At 53.5% G+C, this 14,944-nt stretch carries 16 protein-coding genes and 1 pseudogene; 9 read left to right on the top strand and 8 right to left on the bottom strand.

The window, feature by feature from the left end:
* Positions 1-21: 21 nt before the first annotated feature.
* Positions 22-285, bottom strand: coding sequence for an NfeD family protein (locus H9L05_RS27165; protein WP_444542855.1), 264 nt, complete (start codon positions 283-285; stop codon positions 22-24).
* A pseudogene (locus H9L05_RS27170) lies at positions 283-510 on the bottom strand (hypothetical protein); the annotation flags it as partial. The pseudogene H9L05_RS27170 and the gene H9L05_RS27165, both read right to left, overlap by 3 nt.
* Positions 511-685: 175 nt before the next feature.
* Between H9L05_RS27170 and H9L05_RS07770 the strand changes: the two are divergent.
* Entirely contained in the window at positions 686-940 is a 255-nt protein-coding gene (locus H9L05_RS07770; protein ID WP_223284806.1) for a hypothetical protein, read from the top strand.
* A 66-nt stretch (positions 941-1,006) separates the two neighbouring features.
* Here the strand turns inward: H9L05_RS07770 and proS are convergent, their stop codons facing one another.
* Complete coding sequence (gene proS, locus H9L05_RS07775; RefSeq protein WP_187733679.1) at positions 1,007-2,482, bottom strand: proline--tRNA ligase; 1,476 nt, start codon at positions 2,480-2,482, stop codon at positions 1,007-1,009.
* Between the two features lie 193 nt (positions 2,483-2,675).
* Here proS and H9L05_RS07780 point away from each other — a divergent pair, with 193 nt between their 5' ends.
* From H9L05_RS07780 to H9L05_RS07790, 3 genes are all read left to right on the top strand, one after another.
* Positions 2,676-3,272 carry a hypothetical protein gene (locus tag H9L05_RS07780; protein ID WP_187733680.1) on the top strand — a complete coding sequence of 199 codons (597 nt, stop codon included), beginning with the start codon at positions 2,676-2,678 and terminating at the stop codon, positions 3,270-3,272.
* A 26-nt stretch (positions 3,273-3,298) separates the two neighbouring features.
* Positions 3,299-3,889, top strand: a complete 591-nt coding sequence (locus H9L05_RS07785) for a hypothetical protein (RefSeq protein ID WP_187733681.1) — start codon at positions 3,299-3,301, stop codon at positions 3,887-3,889.
* A gap of 67 nt (positions 3,890-3,956) precedes the next feature.
* Entirely contained in the window at positions 3,957-5,510 is a 1,554-nt protein-coding gene (locus H9L05_RS07790) for an OmpP1/FadL family transporter (protein ID WP_187733682.1), read from the top strand.
* A gap of 65 nt (positions 5,511-5,575) precedes the next feature.
* Here the strand turns inward: H9L05_RS07790 and H9L05_RS07795 are convergent, their stop codons facing one another.
* Together H9L05_RS07795 and H9L05_RS07800 are read right to left on the bottom strand one after the other, a co-directional pair.
* Positions 5,576-6,631, bottom strand: coding sequence for a hypothetical protein (locus H9L05_RS07795; RefSeq protein WP_187733683.1), 1,056 nt, complete (start codon positions 6,629-6,631; stop codon positions 5,576-5,578).
* Between the two features lie 109 nt (positions 6,632-6,740).
* Positions 6,741-7,178, bottom strand: coding sequence for an ArnT family glycosyltransferase (locus tag H9L05_RS07800; RefSeq protein WP_187733684.1), 438 nt, complete (start codon positions 7,176-7,178; stop codon positions 6,741-6,743).
* A gap of 422 nt (positions 7,179-7,600) precedes the next feature.
* Between H9L05_RS07800 and H9L05_RS07805 the strand changes: the two genes are divergently transcribed.
* Entirely contained in the window at positions 7,601-7,924 is a 324-nt protein-coding gene (locus H9L05_RS07805) for a hypothetical protein (protein ID WP_187733685.1), read from the top strand.
* 147 nt (positions 7,925-8,071) lie between these two features.
* Here the strand turns inward: H9L05_RS07805 and H9L05_RS07810 are convergent, their stop codons facing one another.
* Positions 8,072-9,031: a hypothetical protein gene (locus H9L05_RS07810; protein ID WP_187733686.1), complete on the bottom strand. Its 960-nt coding sequence runs from the start codon at positions 9,029-9,031 to the stop codon at positions 8,072-8,074.
* A 351-nt stretch (positions 9,032-9,382) separates the two neighbouring features.
* On the opposite strand from H9L05_RS07810, the gene H9L05_RS07815 reads away from it, so the two are divergent.
* The 4 genes from H9L05_RS07815 (at position 9,383) to H9L05_RS07825 (ending at position 13,003) form a co-directional block, all read left to right on the top strand.
* Positions 9,383-10,831 carry a beta-propeller domain-containing protein gene (locus tag H9L05_RS07815; protein WP_317175151.1) on the top strand — a complete coding sequence of 483 codons (1,449 nt, stop codon included), beginning with the start codon at positions 9,383-9,385 and terminating at the stop codon, positions 10,829-10,831.
* On the top strand, positions 10,765-11,436 hold the full coding sequence (locus H9L05_RS26010; protein ID WP_317175152.1) for an alpha/beta hydrolase family protein: 672 nt from the start codon (positions 10,765-10,767) through the stop codon (positions 11,434-11,436). The genes H9L05_RS07815 and H9L05_RS26010 overlap by 67 nt, the downstream gene beginning before the upstream one ends.
* A gap of 83 nt (positions 11,437-11,519) precedes the next feature.
* Positions 11,520-12,797: an energy transducer TonB gene (locus tag H9L05_RS23375; protein ID WP_223284807.1), complete on the top strand. Its 1,278-nt coding sequence runs from the start codon at positions 11,520-11,522 to the stop codon at positions 12,795-12,797.
* On the top strand, positions 12,794-13,003 hold the full coding sequence (locus H9L05_RS07825; protein WP_187733687.1) for a hypothetical protein: 210 nt from the start codon (positions 12,794-12,796) through the stop codon (positions 13,001-13,003). The genes H9L05_RS23375 and H9L05_RS07825 overlap by 4 nt, the downstream gene beginning before the upstream one ends.
* Positions 13,004-13,061: 58 nt before the next feature.
* Here H9L05_RS07825 and H9L05_RS07830 read toward each other — a convergent pair whose 3' ends face one another.
* Positions 13,062-14,033, bottom strand: a complete 972-nt coding sequence (locus tag H9L05_RS07830; RefSeq protein ID WP_187733688.1) for a glycosyltransferase family 2 protein — start codon at positions 14,031-14,033, stop codon at positions 13,062-13,064.
* A 130-nt stretch (positions 14,034-14,163) separates the two neighbouring features.
* Positions 14,164-14,757: a class I SAM-dependent methyltransferase gene (locus tag H9L05_RS07835; protein WP_187733689.1), complete on the bottom strand. Its 594-nt coding sequence runs from the start codon at positions 14,755-14,757 to the stop codon at positions 14,164-14,166.
* Between the last annotated feature and the right edge of the window lie 187 nt (positions 14,758-14,944).

A 14,944-nucleotide genomic window follows, 5' to 3' on the forward strand; every position in this document is an offset into this window, starting at 1 on the left:
AAGCCAGCGCTGCCTTCAAGGTTAAGCTTGCTCTACAATGATACGGTTCTGCTCGATGCGCAAAACGCGCACGGCGGTGCCAGCATCCAGAAACTCACCCCGCGTGGCAGCTTCTCTGCGGTCTTCGCCAAACAGAACAGTGCCGGCGGGCCGTAGCGCCGATAGAGCTCGTCCGGTAGCGCCGGGCTGCACATCGGGGCGGCGCACGTCGCGCACGTGGCTGTCATTCACATCGGTGAGGGCAAACCTGTGCAGGTTTTTCGGTCGGAGGCCCACGTACAGCATCACGCCCGCAGCCACCACTGAAAACAACAGCGCGTAGTGGCCAGCCGTGGTGCCCAAATCACGATAGCCCAGCCATACGCCCGCCACCAGTAACCCAAATCCAACCAGTCCGACCAACGTAGTGCCCGGAATAAAGAGCACCTCAACTACCAAAAACAGCAGGCCGAAAAGCAACAGTAAAACAACGGTAAGCCAGTCCATAGAAAGGAAAGTAGGATGTGTTCTTAAATATACACAAAAACAACCGCCGTTGCCAGAGCAAGCGCCGAGCTTCTGCTGCTATTAACTAGGCGGCTTGGTCCGTTAGTAGTTCCATGCGAAGTATCGTCAGGACGTATTTAGGGAAGCAAGATGAGGCATGTTGAGCCCACCAACTGCGCTCTAGTTTCGTATTGGGGTCATGATGAAACAACGTGAAATAACCGACGAATCAAATACCGCCTGGACCTGCGTGCAAGCCTACGCCGGCCTCGATAGCAAAACCGCCGAGCAAGCCACCAAGCTAGCCGAAGCCCAAGATGGAACCGTGACAGTAGTTTGTACGCCCAGCGGCGGCGCGCAAACCGTGCGTCTGGAACTGGATAAAGACTGGCTGGAAGAGCTTTCGGATGAGGAGCTAACTACTGCTATTACATCGGCTGGTTCTGGCAGCTAACATAATAAACAGCAAAAAAGCCCCCACAGTTATTTGTGGGGGCTTTTTTAAATAAAGGCAACACTCCTAATACGCTCGCGCAAAGTGAGCGCGCCGTGTGCTGGGCTTCCCAGTCACAATGCAGATGCCATCTTCATCAGGCTCGGCAAGCGCCAGGCAGCGAATCGTGGCTTTAGTTTCCTCTTTGATGCGCTCCTCCGTTTCGGGAGTGCCATCATAATGAGCTACAACAAAGCCGCCGGGGCCGTCGAGTACCTGCTTGAACTCCTCATAGCTTTCCACGCGGGTGGTGTGGGTTTCGCGGAAGTTGTGAGCGCGCTGGTAGATATTATTTTGGATGTCCTGAAGTAGCTGATCGATGTTATTCACAATGTCGGTGAGCGGCATGTTCAACTTCTCTTTGGTGTCGCGGCGGGCTACTTCTACCGTGCCGTTCTCCAAGTCGCGCATACCGATGGCCAAGCGCACGGGTACGCCTTTTAGCTCCCACTCAGCAAACTTAAAGCCTGGGCGCTCGGTGTCGCGGTCGTCGAGCTTCACACTGATGCCCCGCTCCAGCAAGCCCATCTGAATAGGCCGGATGCGCTCCTTTAGCTCATCTAGCTGGCCGGTTTTGTAAATGGGCACGATAACCACCTGAATAGGAGCCAGCTTGGGGGGCAAAATCAGGCCGTCGTCGTCGGAGTGGGCCATCACCAAAGCACCCATCAGGCGGGTACTCACGCCCCAGCTTGTTCCCCACACGTGCTCCAGGCTGCCTTCTTTGTTGGTAAACTGTACGTCGAAGGCCTTGGCAAAATTCTGCCCCAGAAAGTGGGAAGTGCCCGCCTGCAAGGCCTTGCCGTCCTGCATCAAACCCTCGATGCAGTAGGTTTCGAGGGCACCCGCGAAGCGCTCATTCTCGGTCTTCACGCCTTTTACCACCGGCAGGGCCATCCACTCTTCCGCAAACTCGGCGTACACGTCCAGCATCTGGCGCGTTTCGGCGAGGGCTTCCTCGGCCGTAGCGTGGGCCGTGTGACCTTCCTGCCACAAGAACTCGGCGGTGCGCAGAAACAAGCGCGTGCGCATTTCCCAGCGCACCACGTTAGCCCACTGGTTAATGAGCAAAGGCAGGTCGCGGTAGCTCTGAATCCAATTTTTGTAGGTGCTCCAGATGATGGCCTCAGAGGTCGGCCGCACTATCAATTCTTCCTCCAGCTTGGCATTGGGGTCGACGCGCAGCTTCCCCGGATTGTCGGGGTCTGTTTGTAACCGATAGTGCGTTACCACGGCACATTCTTTGGCGAAACCTTCGGCGTTTTTTTCTTCGGCTTCAAATAAACTTTTGGGTACAAACAGCGGAAAGTAGGCATTTTCGTGGCCCGTGCGCTTGAACATATCGTCGAGCTGGCGTTGCATCTTTTCCCAGATGGCATAGCCATACGGCTTGATAACCATACAGCCCCGTACAGCCGAGTTCTCGGCCAGGCCGGCGCGCTTCACTAACTCATTGTACCACAGCGAATAATCTTCGCTCCGCTTCGGCAAACTTTTACTCATCTTTGGAGTATCTTTAAATAAGCAAATCTGTTCGTACTCTGGTACAACATTTGACACAACAAAAGGCACCGTTTCGGGGCAAATTACGTTATTAAAACCCAAGCAGTCCGCTACATTAGCGGAGAAGAGCATGGGTCCGGTTAGGTTACCCTTATTCTCTACTTTCTTGGTCCACCCTTTCGCGCCAGCAGACATGAAAAATTTCCTCCCAGCCTTATTGCCCACTTTGGCCCTGCTCACGCTCGGGGGCTGCGTTGGCACGTCGGCGCTCACCTCCACGGAGAGCGACGGTGTTTACTATACTTCCAAGGATAAGACAACTCTCGTTGCTTCGGCAGCCCCCGCCTCGTATGAGGAAGGCGGCTACGAAGCTACCACCGATGAGGCGGCCAATCCTGATTACAACGAGGGTGCTGCCTCATCGAACGCGCGTAGTGGCTCAGATGAATATTATGATGAAGACTATGGCTACTCGACGCGTATTCGTCGCTTTCATCAGCCATACCGTGGCACCGGCTTGGGCTATTATGATTTAGCCTACACCGATCCTTTTTGGTACGGGTCTAATGCCTATTATGGCGCTTATTCGCCCTACGGCGGCTTCTACGATCCTTTCTACAACCCTTACGCTTTTGGCGGCGGCTCTTTCATTAACATTGGCTTGGGCTTCGGCAACCCATGGGCGCGCCCATGGCGCTATGGCTACGGTGGCGGCTATGGCATGGGCTACTACGATGGTTTCAACAACGGCTTCTATGGGGGCTGCGCGGTTATGGCTATGGGGGCTTAGGCTACGGCGGCCTGGGATACGGCAACGTGTATAATCGTAACTACACCGACAATCGCCGTAGCAACGTAAACGTGGCCCCGCGCCGCGACCGGAGCAGTCAGGCATATAATCTGGATCGTCCGACCAATAGCGGTCCGGTAATGTCTACCCGCAGCCGGGGCGGTAACGTGGTAGATGGTTCCGCCGCTCCCGCGCCAACTACTGCCGGCCGTGGTCGTGGTCGTGTGCTGAACGCGTCAGGCGCAGATTCACCGCAGCCTACTGCCCAGCCTTCGCAGCCCGGGGTAGTAACTGAATCGGCTACCAGTGCCAGCCAGCCACGCCGCTGGCGTACGGTAGAGCCAGCTTCGAATGATGGTACTGCTTCGCCTGCTCAATCTACTCGGGCTTTCCCATCACGCCGGGAGATGCGCAACGCGCCCAGTCAGCAAGTATCACGTCCTCAGCGCTCTGAGTCCTCAACATCTGAGCGCTCGACCCGGACGTACTCACAGCCTTCGCGCTCCGAGTCATATTCGCAGCCTTCGCGTTCGGAATCTTATTCTTCCCCTTCAATGAGCAGCCCTAGCAATAGCGGTGGCAGCAACAGTGGCGGAAGCCGTGGACGCATTCGTTAAGTCAAAGGCGTAAGCTCAATAATAATCTGCGCACGTTCGTTTACGCGAACCTGTCTATCTCTCCTTCATGAAAAACCTGAAATACTGGCTTGGTCTGACCCTTTTGGGTTGGGCCAGCCACGCCTTTGCCCAAAGTGAAACGGATGCGCTACGGTATTCGCAGCTGCAATTTGGCGGCACCTCCCGCACGCTGGGTATCGGTGGGGCCAATGTAGCCGTGGGCGCCGACCTCGGCAACCTGGTGAGCAACCCAGCTGGTCTGGGGCTTTTCCAGCAGTCGGAAGTGACTTTCACGCCGGGGCTGAACATGGGCAATTCTACTACTTCGGGCACGGGTGCCCAATTATCGGAATCGCGCAACGGCTTGCAGATAGGAAGTCTGGGGGCCGTTTTTGTGAATCGTCGCCCCGATGATGATAACACGTCGGACTGGCGGGCCGGGGCGTTTGCCGTAGGCCTGAACCGAATAAACGATTTCAACACGAGCTTCCAATACTCAGGTACTGTTCAGGATAACCGATCCTTCTTTCAACGCCTTCGTGAACCCCGCTTGCTGAATGGCTCCCTGCCCCAAACGCTGGATGATATTGTTAAGCAGTTCAACGATAATGAGTATCTGGATCTGGAAGGCTTAGCGTATGGCGCTTATCTGACTAACATTCAGGATAATGGTCCGGGCACGGCGGAGCAGATTGTAACGGTGCCACGCAATGGCCCTATCCAGCAGCAGGAATCGGTGGTGAACGAGGGCTCCCAGACGCAGTTTGATTTCGGCTATGGAGCCAGCTTCCGGGACAAGATTTATATCGGGGGCGCTATTGGGGTTGTAAGCACCCGCTTCATTCAAACCCGCGTGTTCAGCGAGTTCGGTACAGACCCCAATAGCGGGGTAAGCCTGACACTGCGGGATAATCTGGAGACGCGGGGAAATGGATTCAATGCACGCCTGGGGGCCATTTATCGGCCTAATGACCAGGTTCGTTTTGGCGCCTCCGTCCAAACGCCAACGTTTATGCAGCTTGATGACACCTACAGCACTTTGCTCACCACACAGTTCACGCCAGCCGTTGAGTTCGTGAACGAGAATGGGCAAGTCATAGAATCGATTTCTGATGGCTCAGCTTCCACCGGTGGCGAGTTTAGCTACCGCCTGACTACGCCTTTCCGGGCATCGGGGGGCGTGGCGGTGCTGATTGGCAAATTTGGTTTTGTGAGCGGCGACCTGGAATACGTTAACTATCCCAGCGCACGATTGAAGGACGATTCGGATACTGGTCTCTCCGGCTCTTTCAACTCGCAAAACGACGCCATTGCGGCGCTGTACCGCCCCACGGTGAATCTGCGCATCGGTGGTGAGGCCCGCTACAATGCGTTTCGCTTTCGGCTGGGGTACGCACGCTACGGCAGCCCGTACGAAGACAGTGGCTTAAATGGCACTCAAAACTACTTCACCGGTGGCCTTGGCATTCGCCAGAACAAGTTTTTCCTAGACGTGGCAGGTGTTTACAATACTGGTAATCAATACTATCGGGCTTATACCCTGAACTCTGGCAATGAGCCTGTAATTACCGTGGATGCCAACCGCTTTATTACTTCTTTAACCGCTGGTATTACTTTCTAGCCAGCAGTAGCTACCACAATAAAAAGGGCTGTTTCCACTTATGGAGGCAGCCCTTTTTATTACTTCTAATTTTTAGGTTTTTTCTCTTTTGCTGCCTTCGATTTCTCTGCCCCTTTCGGCTTCTTTTCCTTCAATTTCTCGCTTTCAGGCTTCTTTACGGCCTGCAGATACAATGCTGCACAATTGTTTTCACGCAGTACGGGGATAGTCTCAAAACGATCCTGCACGAAGGCTCTGTCACTTTCGCCACACACTAAGACAAGCTCACCGACATGTAAAGTATAGCCTTCGGAACGATACTTAATGGTGACATCGTGGCCATAGTCTTTGCGAGCTCCTATGGCGTAAAATGTCATCGTTGGCTCGTAGTTCTGATCACTAAAGACGGTGTATTTAGTTGCCTGTGGAACTTGCTCCCGTAGTGCTTTGATCTGAAACCCATGCTGCAGGTTATTGTCAGTAAAGCGCAGACTGTGGAGGTAATTTAGCTTGTCGACGATGCGCTGAACAGGATAAAAGAATAAAGCAGCGATGAACAGGAGAACAAGGCAAGTGCGTCTCCAGGGCGTGACCTGCTGGCGTAGGAGCACCTCAGCGGCGCGCCCAAATCCTAATCCCACAACTAAGGAGGCCAAAGGAAATACGGGCGCATCATACCACACCAACTTTGTTTTAGCTGTGCTGATGATAGTGATATGAAATACGAAGAGTAGCGCCACTAGCCAGGCTAGCTTATGGCTGAGCGTTTCACGTGGCTGTATGCCCAGCATGAACAAGCCAAACGGCAGCGCCAGCAGCCAGGGGGCAAATCTTCTATCGTAAAGATTCTGGATAAACCAGTACCAAGGGTGAGAGTGGTTGTCAAGTGTGCCCAGTAGGCGCCCACCCAGCTCATTGTCTGACACCGCTCTCCAGTAGCCAGGATTATACTGCTCCCTGGCTATATAATAGCTGGCAATAACCGCGATGACTGCTATCATTGCTACATATACCTCCCGGCGCCGCAGCAACCAGAAAAGGCGTCGGCGCCATACTGTATAAAAGACAAGCGGTGGTAGCCAAAACAGACCTGCTACCCCTTTGGTGAGAGCTGCCAGAGCTATAGCCGTGGCAAAGCCCACGAGTGCCCCCGGCGCCCCGATTCTAAATACCAAAAAAAGAACAGCGCAGCACTCGTGAGCATAAAGGTCAGCAAGGCATCATAATCGCCGGTGCGCGTAACATGCTGATCTATATAGCCATCGGAAGTGAGTAGTACGATGACGGCAAAAACGCCCCCAGCATCTGCCGTAGATAAAATCGGGCAAAAACATACAACACGATGACCGTAGCGAGGGCGGCGAAGGCCGATGGCAATCGGAGGGCAGTGTTAGAATAGCCAAACAGGCGTAAGGAAAGCACCTCTAGCCAGATCATAAGAGGCGGCTTCGTATTCCACATATCAGGTGCGCCGCCAAAATATGTTACTAGCCAGTTGTTATTCAGATCCATCTCAGCTGCGTTTACAGCTAAGCGGCCTTCATCCCACATAGGAATAGGATTGACCCCTAATTGATAGAATAATGAGTAGAAAATTAATGGCAGCAGCAGTAGCAATAGCAAGTGGGGCAACCAGCGCGGCCAAGGATCAGCAGAAGAGGGTAAGCCTGTTTCGGGGGAAGAAAGCATACAAGAAAATAGATGATTGAATAGCGCCGTTGGGTAGTGAGAATCGAAGACGTTTTGGTCAGGATGGATAGTAAGAGTGGTCACAAATATATTATCAACAGGCAGCTAGCCTGGCTTTTTTTGTTTTCAACTAAGAAAACGCTCTATTTTGCGGGCCTGATTTTAACTGAATAGCCATCCGGTTCCCCGTATTTCCCTTTCTACATTTTATGCGATTTCCCCTTTGTGTTCTATTCCTCTGCAGCCTGCTAAGTGCCTGTTCAAAGAAAAAACCGGAAGCTCCCCAGGGCAACGTAGTTGCTCATAATGACTTTGAGAACTTGGAGGGATGGATACCTGCGGAAACGGCAGGGAGCCTGACACAGGAGGCCGCGCACTCCGGTACTACCGCGCTAAAGGTGGGACCAGGCCTGAATTACAGCATGAGCTACTCTAACATGTTAGGTAAATTCAGTAAAGTTCGGCCCAACAAAATCCGGGTGGCGGCGTGGGGGCTGCTTCCCACCAAAAACTCTAACCCCGTACTGGTAACCGAACTAGTTAATCCTACGAATGGGACTAAGCTGATTTGGGAGGGCGTAACTTTTGGAAAAGATCAGAAGTATGGCCGCTGGATCAGACGATATGCTGACATTACGTTGCCTCCCGAAGCTACCTACGACACTCAGATATTTGTGTACGCTTGGAATAACGGCGGTATTGAGCCCGCTTATGTCGACGATTTGGAAATAACCATATTAGAGTAGTCCTACCACCCCAAAAGGCACGAGCCGGACCCGTGCTTACGGGTCCGGCTCGTGCCTTTTGGGGTATTCTTGCTTAGTTAAGAATTGCAATGCCTGTCTTGGCATTCGCTCAGACCAGATTGTCATTCACCCATGTCTCGGCAAGTATTAAGGCTGCTGCTTGGTAACGCGCACGCGCAAATCGACGGTGGGGCGGTCGGAGGTCGGGAGTTTCTCCACTAGTATCAATCCAGTTTGCCCCCCAGTAGTGCGAAAGGCAAATACCTGGTTGAGGGCCAGCGGTGCGGTGCGCGTGACGGTTGTGTTCTGTCCGTTGTCGAAAGCGGTGGTAAGGGCTTGTGGATTGGTAGCGCCAGCAAAGGCGGTAGGAAGAAGCTGGGTTTGCTTGAGGATGGTCTGGTTTCTTGCCGGCCACGCCCTGATGCCTAAGATACCGTTTGCAGTAAACAACGGCTCGGCGGGTGTAACAAGAATAGGCGCGTTGCCGGATGAGGGAAAGTACAGTACATCGACGCGCTGCTGAACAACAGGATTGGTGCGCACAGCGCTATTAGGGAACAGTAAGCCTGCATCCAGGTCCAGAAAGCTCAGCGTGCGTTGTGACGTGGGCGCTTGCAGGCGGGTAATGTATTCATGGTAAGTAACAGTCAGTGAGTCGGTTTTGCGGGTCGTGAGCTGGAAACGGCGACTGGCTTTGTTGCCATCAGCATCGGTGACCTCAAAGCGCCACGTTTCGCGGCCTGAAGTAGTGCGCGTACCAAAAGTGAACTGGTAGGCGAGCTTGCGAACTGTAAGCAAGGAGTCGAGATACACCACGCTATCCTTAGGAGCCAGATTGGGGTCGTAGGGGCTGGCGTAGACGAAGGGAACCGACTGGGGCTCGTACTTCACCGTGATGAGCAGGCGCTGGAGCAGCGGCCCGTTGGCTGAGTCGCGGTTATCGGTGAAGATGCGCGTGGAAAGCGTATCGCCGGGGGCCGTCACGAGGCGGTCGTTACTCACGAAGCGGCTGTTGCCAACAAAGTCAATCCGCGGGCCGGAGCTGGGGTCAGGGGTGCAGGCTGCCAGCAAGCTCAGCAGCGACAGAAGAAACAGAGACAGACGCATAGGCAGCAAAGGTCGGGGATGGCGGGCGAATGCTAACGCGCCTAACGCAGATGCTAGTACGCAATCATCGGAGTGGTGTCGGCTACTTTAATCCAAATTGCCCCCAGGGTCCAAATTTTACCACCACTTTGATTTATTGAATACCTTTAACCCACATAACTCCGCCGTCTTTTTATTTCACTCTATGAAGTTTCGCTCTTTCGGGCTGGCCTTGTTGCTCACCACGGCCAGTCCTGCATTAATACCCCAAATTGCCCCCAGGCCGTTGCCCAGCAAAAACAAGCCATTACCCTCGAAGATATCTGGTCAAAGCCCACCTTCCGGGCTCGTTCCGTACCCGGCTTCAACTGGATGCGCGACGGCCGCTACTACTCGGCCCTTAGCGAAGGCAACCTGGTACAGTCGGATGTGACCACTGGCAAGCCGGTAAGCACGTTGGTTTCAGCTCAGGATCTGCGTGTAGTCGGCAGCAACGAACCCTTGGCCGTAGATGGCTACAGCTTCAATGCCGACGAGCAGAAAATCTTGTTCTGGACTGCCGAAGAGCCGATTTACCGCCGCAGCTCCAAGGCCAATTACTTCGTGTTTGATCGGGCTACTAAGAAATTAGCCCCCCTGAGTGCCGGCGGCAAGCAAAGCTACGCCACCTTCTCGCCCGATGGCAAGCGCGTAGCCTTCGCCCGCGACAACAACCTGTTTGTGGTGGATCTGGCTACGATGCAGGAGAAAGCGGTGACCACTGATGGCGTCGTGAACAAAATCATCAACGGCTCGGCCGATTGGGTGTATGAAGAGGAATTTTCCTTTGCTCAGGGCTTTTTTTGGTCGCCGGATAGCCGGCAGGTGGCTTTTTACACTTTCGACGAAAGCCAGGTGCCCGAGTATAACATGCAGGAGTGGGGCGCGCTTTACCCCAAAGACTACCGCTATAAGTACCCCAAGGCCGGCGAGAAAAACTCAGTCGTAAGCGTGTCGGTGCACGATGTAGCGGCCGGCCGCACCACCAAGATGGACGTAGGACCTGAAGCCGATCAGTACATTCCACGGGTGCTCTGGACCAAAACGCCCAATCTGCTCAGCATTCAGCGCATGAACCGCCTGCAGAATAAGCTGGAACTGCTACACGCTGATGCGGCCACTGGTAAAACCCAGGTGGTACTCACTGATACTGACCCGGCTTACGTGGACGTAGCCGATGACCTGCGCTACCTCAACGACGGCAAGCAATTTATTTTCAGCAGCGAAAAGGACGGTTACCGTCATTTGTACCTGTATGACATGAAGGGCAAGCTGGCCCGGCAGCTGACCAAAGGCAACTGGGAAATCGGCGCCATAGAAGGCCTCGATGAGAAAAACGGGCAAGTGTATTTTACCAGCACCGAAGCTTCGCCCTTGCAGCGCCACTTATACCGCGTGAGCTTGAAGGGTAAAGGCAAAAGCCGCTTGGGCGAAACAGGCGCCGGTACCGACGTTGTAAATATCAGCCCCGATACCCGCTACTACCTTAACTACCACTCTGCCGCCGGCGAGCCTACTACCGTAAGCCTGCGAAATGGCCAGGACGGAAAACTGGTAAAGGTGTTGGAAGACAACGCTGCTCTGCGCCAAACCCTGAGCCAGTACAACATGGGCAAGGTGGAGTTCTTCGACTTCAAAACCTCTGAAGGCACCACGCTCAACGGCTGGATGATTAAGCCTGCCAACTTTGATCCTAGCAAGAAATACCCGTGCTCATGCACGTATACGGCGGCCCCGGCTCCCAAACCGTGCTCGATAACACCGGCGGTGGCGTGGCCTTGACCAACTACCTCTGGCATCAGATGCTGGCCCAAAACGGATACATCGTGGTGTCGGTGGATGGACGTGGAACGGGTGCCCGGGGGGCAAAATTCAAGAAAAGCACCTACGCGAATCTCGGTAAGCTCGAAACCATCGACCAGGGCGAAGGCGCCAAATACCTCGGCACGCTGCCCTACGTAGACAAAAGCCGCATCGGCATCTGGGGCTGGAGCTTTGGCGGCTACATGACGGCTCTGGCCATGACCAAGGAAGCTGATTTGTTTAAGGCCGGCATTTCGGTAGCGCCCGTTACCAACTGGCGCTACTACGACACCGTGTACACCGAGCGTTTCCTGAAAACGCCCCAGGAAAACCCCGGCGGCTACGACGACAACTCGCCCGTACAGTTTGCAGAGCAGCTGAAAGGCAAGTACTTACTGGTGCACGGTACCGGCGACGACAATGTGCATTTCCAGAACTCTGTAGCCTGGACCGATGCGCTGGTGAAAGCCAATAAAGACTATCAGACGCTGTACTACCCCAACCGCAACCACGGTATTTCGGGTGGCAACACGCGCCTGCACCTCTACCGCCAGATGACCGATTTTATATTGAAGAATCTGTAATAGGTTATTTGGGGGGCTTTTTTGTAGGACGATTTACCCTCCCATCCTACGCCATTCTCGTTGTTTATAAGCTGCTCTTTCTAATGGTCCGCATACCAAAAATCCTCGGCCTGGCTGGCTTTTTATTGATGGCAAGTGCGTGTCAGCGCGACAAGCCGGCTGTAACTGAAGCATCAGAACCAGAGCTGGCTGAGGATTTTTTGGATACCATTCCGGCAGCTACCCCACTGGACACTACATCTGGGTCTTGGCACCGCTTGGCCAAGCGTACCAACCCCAATGCGCCACTACTAAGCGGCCGGAGCTTGCGCGGCGTTATCAAATTGCCCCCCGGTGTGCCCCCGCCACCCGAAGCGGAGCTGCACGATATCACGCTGAAAGCCAGCGAGTATTTTCGCATTGACCCTACACAAGCCAGTGAAGTGCATGGTCGCGAAGGCACTATTGTGCGGATTCCGGCCGGCTCCTTAGTGACAGAAAAGCAAGCCCCAGCTCGTGGCCCCGTGTGGGTTGAGTTGAAGGAATGCTACTCCATGGCCGATATTCTGCTCTCCAACCTCTCCACCGTTTCCGACAATAACGACCTGCTCGAAACGGGTGGCATTGTGCTGGTGCAGGCATCGGCTCAAGGACAGCCGTTGCGGGTGGCCGAAGGGCAAACAATTCAGATTGATATGCCCGCCCCGCGCCGCCAGCCTGGAATGCGCCTTTCGCGTGGGCTGGGCGACCGCCGCAAGCTGCTACGATGGGTAGCGCTTACTCCAGAGGCAGAGCCAGCGGAAGAAAAATTCTATACGGAGCCCGAAAAGATGCCCGCCTACGGCAAAGGCCCGGCCGATATCAATAAGCTTATTCGGTACCCTAAGCAAGCCATTGCTAATCAAACCCAAGGGCTGGTTTTTGCCGCTTTTGTGGTAGATGAGGCCGGCCGCGTGGTAAATCCCAAGATTGTGCGCGGCATCGGCGACGGCTGCGACGAGGAACTGTTGCGCGTGCTGCGCCAAACCTCCGGCAGCTGGAAACCCGGATTGCAAGCTGGCAAAGCCGTGAAAGTAAAAATGGTGCTGCCTGTGCGCTTTGCCTTCTACGCAGGGTTGGCCTCGTCGCTCGATAGTACTGCCAATACAGAAGCCACGCCTGACTCAACGATGGTGCTGGCCAACGAAGAAATGCCCCCAGTGAGCCCAGCTTTAAAGCGGAGCCCACTGACCGTTACTTATTCAGCAGCGCCCAACTCGGCTGGCTCAACTGTGACCGGGTGTGGCACGCTACCGGCAACCCCTCCACCGACCTTCTCGCTACTGCCGATACCGACCCCGGCACTAGTGTTTATCTCGTGTTTCGGGAGGCCAAAACCTTGATAACTGGTCAGCCGGAAGAAGGAGGCTATGCTTTCCGAAATGTGCCGGCTAATAAGCGCGCCGTCCTCATTGGCATCCGCTATCAAAACGATGTGCCATTCGTGGCCCTGCGCGAAACCACGACCGGCCGCCACGCCACCGAAGCCCTAGCTTTCCGCGAAACGACTTTGGAAGAGCTGGAGCGAATGCTGGAGCGTTTAAAGTGAGCCGGTTTCATAGAAAACAGCTTATTAGAAGGGTTCTCGAATTAATGAATTGCCCCTACTAGCTATTATGCGGAGCTAAAGGCATTGTTGGAGTGGGAACTTCTTCCAGTGGGATATTAGTGTCAGAGATGATGTACAGAGGTCGTTGCCTTACGTTCGCGCTTAGCCTAGCGATGTACTCTCCGATTATACCGATGGCTATTAACTGAATGCCACCCATAAACAGAATGCTTACCATGAGAGACGACCAACCAGGTTCGTAATCTTTGGTTATAAATCGGGCATAAAGCGTATACACCATTACCAAAAAGGCAACTCCCGACACGATAAATCCGCCTATGGTTGCTGCTTTCAAAGGCGCATCTGAGAAGCCAGTAATACCATCTAATGCCAGGCGGATCATTTTGCGATACGTGTAGCCAGTTGCCCCACCTGCCCGCTCGGCCCGATCATATTCTAGATAGGTTTGACGGTAGCCAATCCAGGAAATTTGCCCCCTGATAAACTTGTTTTGTTCGGGCATTTGCTTCAACGCATTCACCACTTTACGTGAGATAATGCGAAAATCTCCCGTATCTACTGGAATGGATATGTGCGTAATACTAGCCAATACCCGATAAAATAATCTGGCTGTGAACTTCTTGGCAGCGCTTTCCCCCTTGCGTGAGCGACGCTTGGCATATACTACCTCATAGCCCTCCTGTAGCTTTTGGTACAGCTTAGGAATTAACTCGGGAGGATCCTGCAAGTCAGCATCAATGATTACCACAGCCGCGCCTGCTGCTAAGTCTAAGCCAGCAGTGACGGCAATCTGGTGACCAAAATTACGACTGAAATCAATGTAGCGAACCTGCGGGTCGCTAGCCGTTAAATCATGAATTAAAGTTAAGGAGCGGTCGCGCGAGCCATCATTAATAAAAATGAACTCGTATTGCACAGCCATTGGGTCGATCACGCTGCGCAACCGCTTGTAGAGGGCTTCAATGTTTGACTCTTCGTTATAGATGGGAACAATAATAGATAAGTCCATAAGTCAGGTAGTCGGAGGTAGGAAGCGAGTAAGTGCCAAAACGAGCGCTATGCGGATAGTAAGAAGGTTAAACCTACTTGGTAGAAGGTGTTAAATATCTGTTTTTCAAAATGTTGAGATGCTTGTAAAGTTATTCCGCCTTCTGCGCCAGAGCAAAGACGCTTACCCCAACAGGAAAATTTAAAACCCGCAGCAACCTGTTTTCAGCCTTTATTAAGCGAAGCAACCCCGTATTAGCCAAGGGTGGTAAAGGAACCAGGTCGCCCGTAATCGGGCCTTCAGGTTTTGGTAATACCCGCTGCATCAGGCGGACCATAGCAGTCGGGAAAAACAAAGTGAAATTCCAGAATGCTAGGCGTTCGACCCGTAAGCTAGCCTTTGTAATGGCCGTACGCAGTGACTTGGCCGAGTAACGGCGAAAGTGATGATTTACTTCGTCATGCCGGCTCCACAAGTATTGATGGGCCGGAACAAAAACCAGTAGGCGGCCACCTGGACGAAGCACCCGACGCCACTCGCGTAGAGCTTGCGCTTCATCTTCTATGTGCTCAAGTACGTCAGAGGCAATGACTAAGTCGAATGAAGCGTCCGGAAAGCTTAAGTGCGCGCCGTCCATTACAGCGACATCTGTCAACCCTCGTTCCTGAGCAAGTGTGATGCCTTTCTCACTTACATCAATCCCCTTTAGATGCTTATAGCCTGCCGCACGTAATGCCAGCAACAAAGGCCCCCAGAGCAACCTATTTCAAGAATAGGAGCAGTAGAAGGGAGTTTTAGGTGCTTTACTATATCAAAAACCATGTCTCGGCGACTGGCAAACCACCAATTTTGCTCTTCTAATTGGTGATAAGTGACTTCATAAGCTAAATCCATGTTGTGGTGGGAGGCTAAGCAAAAGATAGATAATGTGG

Origin of the sequence: Hymenobacter qilianensis (assembly GCF_014489555.1) — a bacterium.
GTDB lineage: Bacteria > Bacteroidota > Bacteroidia > Cytophagales > Hymenobacteraceae > Hymenobacter > Hymenobacter qilianensis.